Origin of the sequence: Flavihumibacter sp. CACIAM 22H1 (assembly GCF_001601815.1) — a bacterium.
GTDB lineage: Bacteria > Bacteroidota > Bacteroidia > Chitinophagales > Chitinophagaceae > Flavihumibacter.
On the sequence record NZ_LUKG01000052.1, the window covers coordinates 4,599 to 8,143 of the forward strand.

The window sequence follows — 3,545 nt, forward strand, 5'->3', positions numbered from 1 at the left end:
TCAGCGGGTATATACGTTGCCGGGGGAGCTTCTTCCAGTGCCTGTATACGGTCCAGCGCCAGGGTAAATTCATGACGATGCCCATTTTGTATGCCAATTACAAACCACCTGTTCTTAAATTCTTTTAACCACCAGGGATGTAAAATAAGGTCGCGCGCATGCCTGGCCCGGAAAGAAAGATAGCGGATTTTTACAGGCTTTTGTTGGGTTATTGCCTGATAAAGGGGTTCCAGGTATTCAAGTCCTTTCAACTGTTCATTTTTTTCAAAATCAATCACAGAACCTGTTTGATGTGCTGCAGCATATACATGGTCCTCCAACTTTTGAACCACTTCTCCCAATTGATGAAAATGAGCAAAGCCTTTAAACTGCCGCAACAATTCAACGGCTTCCTGCATCCGTTGCAGGTCTAGTTCATTCAAGGGAATCTGTGTAATACTGTAGTGTGGATTTTCGTAGGTATAATATTTCTTTTCCAACACCATAATAGGCGCATTATAACCCAGTTTATCACTGCGCATTATTTGCAGATCGGCCTGAATGGTACGCCTGGAAATACCCTTATCCATACCTTCATATTCATAAAGGGCTTCGGAAACGGCTTCCATTAAGGCCTCGAGGGTCCATTTACGGCGACGATTGCGTAAACAGGCGTCGATGGTCTTATAGCGAATCAGGGCATTCCGATTAACCGGCATGAAAGAAATTTCTGGAAATCTAAAAAAAAAATTCTACTACGCAAAAACACTGCGCAGATACTGGAGAGCTTTGTAAGGAATTAATTACACGTTATATGAGAAAGGATGATGTTACACAAGTACTGCTGCAAGATAAACCGGCGCCGGTTAGTACATATGGTTTAGAAGGTATAGAGGCAGGCGCCCGCCTTCAGATGGAAACAGCGGTTCGTTTACCCATTGCTGTTGCAGGCGCCCTGATGCCTGATGCCCACCAGGGGTATGGATTACCGATCGGAGGGGTGCTTGCTACAAGAGGCGCGGTCATTCCTTATGGAGTGGGGGTTGATATCGGCTGCCGGATGAGTTGCTCGGTATTTGATATTCCTCCGGATCATTTTTTTGCCAACGGGGCTAAATACAAGCGCGAACTGATTGCACAAACAAAATTCGGGGCCGGCGTCGGGTTTACCGGAACCGACCGTACAGATCACGAAGTACTGTATAACCCCGCCTTCGAGGAAATTTCACTGCTTAGCGGGTTAAAGGAAAAGGCAGCGCAACAACTGGGTAGTTCAGGAGGAGGAAACCATTTCGTGGAGTTCGGATTGCTTCGGGTAAGCCGCACCGATCGGCAGTTGAACCTGGAACCTGGAGAATACCTGGCCCTGCTTACCCATTCGGGATCGCGCGGACTGGGAGCAACGATTGCCGCACACTATACCAAACTGGCTAAATCGATCTGTGCACTTCCGCCGGAAGCGGCCAATCTCGCTTATCTTGACCTTACATCAGAGGCCGGGCAGGAATACTGGACAGCCATGAACCTGGCAGGCGATTATGCAGCGGCCTGCCATGCTACTATCCATAAGAAAATAACCGCAGCAATTGGTGCTGAGGTACTGGCTACTGTGGAAAATCACCACAATTTTGCCTGGAAGGAAGAGGTGAACGGAGAAGAATTAATTGTTCACCGCAAAGGCGCTACCCCTGCCGGAGAAGGTATTACCGGAATTATTCCGGGTTCCATGACAGCCCCCGGCTTCCTGGTACGCGGTAAAGGAAATGCAGGTGCACTGAATTCAGCATCACACGGGGCAGGCCGCCAAATGAGCAGAACAAAAGCCACCAAAGCCTTTACAGCCCAGGGTTTACGGGATGAGCTGAAAGCTGCCGGTGTTCTATTGATTGGCGGAGGATTGGACGAAGCCCCGGGAGCTTACAAAGATATTCACCAGGTAATGGCTGCCCAGGAAGAACTGGTAGAAGTGCTGGCAACCTTCCATCCAAAAATGGTACGGATGGCCGAAGATGGTAGCCGGGAAGACTGAGGCTGGCATGGTTATTTAAGACCAACCGGCATACAAATCCATTAACCAATAAACCTTTTGTATGCCAACAAAAAAAGTAACCACTAAAAAGGCTGCCCCTAAAAAAGGTGCCAAAATGCCCGCAAAAAAAGATGCTGCTAAAGATCTTTCTTCTTTGTTTGAAGATGGACTGAAAGACTTATACTGGGCAGAAAAAGCCTTGGTAAAAGCCTTGCCCAAAATGCAAAAAAATGCCTCCGATAGCAAACTGAAAAAAGCGATCGGCGATCATTTAGAGCAAACCGTTAACCATGTAAGCAGACTGGAAACCTGCTTTGAAGCACTAGGCAAAAAACCCCAGGCAAAGAAATGTGATGCCATGCAGGGGCTACTGGAAGAAGGCACTTCTATCATGCAAGAAACGGAGCCAGGTTCTGTACGGGATGCCGGTATTATAGCAGCTTCGCAAAAAGTAGAGCATTATGAAATTGCCAGTTATGGAACATTGGCCGCATTTGCCAAAGTACTGGGACATAAATCAGCCCTCCAGGAATTGCTGAAAACATTAAAAGAAGAAAAGAAATGTGATGAATTGCTGACGGGCATTGCTGATACAAACCTGAATACAAAAGCAATCTGACTGTGGAATATTTTTCCCCAATAAAAAAGGTCCGGCTCTGACCGGACCTTTTTTATTGGCTACTAATACTACTGTTTTACTGAACTACGTACGACATGGTACCCAGGGTTAGAATATAACCATTGGCATCTGCCGTACCATTTAAGGCATCTTTTACTTTTCCACCCGCTGTTAATCGCATAGTCATGGTTTGCCCGGTTACCCCTGGTTTGCCCACCACCGGGCTGAACGAAAAGCCCGCCCCCCTAACAGAAGCAGCCAGCGTTACTTCTTTTTTCCAGGGCAGTGCATTCACAATTTCTGTTACTGTTGTACCATTGGCATTTGTGTACACAGCGTTTAATGAACCTGTATAGGTACCCGTGAATTCGTAGACCAGATCACGACTATTGCCTGGTTTATCGTCGGATTTACTGCAGGCACTGAAAAACACGGCTGCCATTACAACTAATGTGGTAAGCTTTTTCATAAAGACTGGTAATTTTTTGCGGAAAACTACCAACAATTCTCAAAGCAGAAACCTTCTGTCAACAAACAACCAAAATCTGCGTATATACGTATTTCTTTTGTCAATGTTTATCCTAGCGGTTCCCCCAACATTGATAATACCAGTTCCTTATAACTGCGTCCAATAGGAATCTGTTCTCCACCGATTTCTACTTCCGCCGAATTAAATGCCCGAATCTTTTCTTTTGCTACAATAAATGACCGGTGTATCCGGATAAACCTGGCCTTATCCAGCTGCTGATCAATTTCACCCAATGGGTATTTGGTAAGATAGGCTTGCTGAGAAGTAACGATATTTATATACTCTTTTTTACTTTCTATATAAAGAATGTCTGCCAGGAATATTTTTACTCTTTTTTTATTGACATTCACCAGCAGGTAGGGCGTTTCAGGCAATTCCGGGCTTGGCCG

5 protein-coding genes are annotated in these 3,545 nt (G+C 45.9%); 2 read left to right on the forward strand and 3 right to left on the reverse strand.

From position 1 onward, the window contains the following. A partial coding sequence (locus A1D16_RS14085) for a WYL domain-containing protein (RefSeq protein ID WP_290710577.1) occupies positions 1 to 698 on the reverse strand: 698 nt, incomplete at its 3' end. A 95-nt stretch (positions 699 to 793) separates the two neighbouring features. Between A1D16_RS14085 and A1D16_RS14090 the strand changes: the two genes are divergently transcribed. Together A1D16_RS14090 and A1D16_RS14095 are read left to right on the forward strand one after the other, a co-directional pair. Beyond that, a complete protein-coding gene (locus A1D16_RS14090) occupies positions 794 to 2,008 on the forward strand; it encodes an RtcB family protein (protein ID WP_290710579.1) in 1,215 nt (404 codons plus the stop codon). 61 nt (positions 2,009 to 2,069) lie between these two features. Next, entirely contained in the window at positions 2,070 to 2,627 is a 558-nt protein-coding gene (locus tag A1D16_RS14095; RefSeq protein ID WP_290710581.1) for a ferritin-like domain-containing protein, read from the forward strand. A 76-nt stretch (positions 2,628 to 2,703) separates the two neighbouring features. On the opposite strand, the gene A1D16_RS14100 is transcribed toward A1D16_RS14095, so the two are convergent. Both A1D16_RS14100 and A1D16_RS14105 read right to left on the reverse strand, forming a co-directional pair. Beyond that, on the reverse strand, positions 2,704 to 3,096 hold the full coding sequence (locus tag A1D16_RS14100) for a hypothetical protein (protein ID WP_290710583.1): 393 nt from the start codon (positions 3,094 to 3,096) through the stop codon (positions 2,704 to 2,706). 107 nt (positions 3,097 to 3,203) lie between these two features. Further along, on the reverse strand, positions 3,204 to 3,545 hold a 342-nt coding region (locus A1D16_RS14105), incomplete at its 5' end, for a LytTR family DNA-binding domain-containing protein (protein ID WP_290710585.1).

Coding starts and splice junctions, on each gene's coding strand:
- A1D16_RS14090 (WP_290710579.1), top strand. CDS start 794: ATGAGAAAGGATGATGTTACACAAGTACTGCTGCAAGATAAACCGGCG.
- A1D16_RS14095 (WP_290710581.1), top strand. CDS start 2,070: ATGCCAACAAAAAAAGTAACCACTAAAAAGGCTGCCCCTAAAAAAGGT.
- A1D16_RS14100 (WP_290710583.1), bottom strand. CDS start 3,096: ATGAAAAAGCTTACCACATTAGTTGTAATGGCAGCCGTGTTTTTCAGT.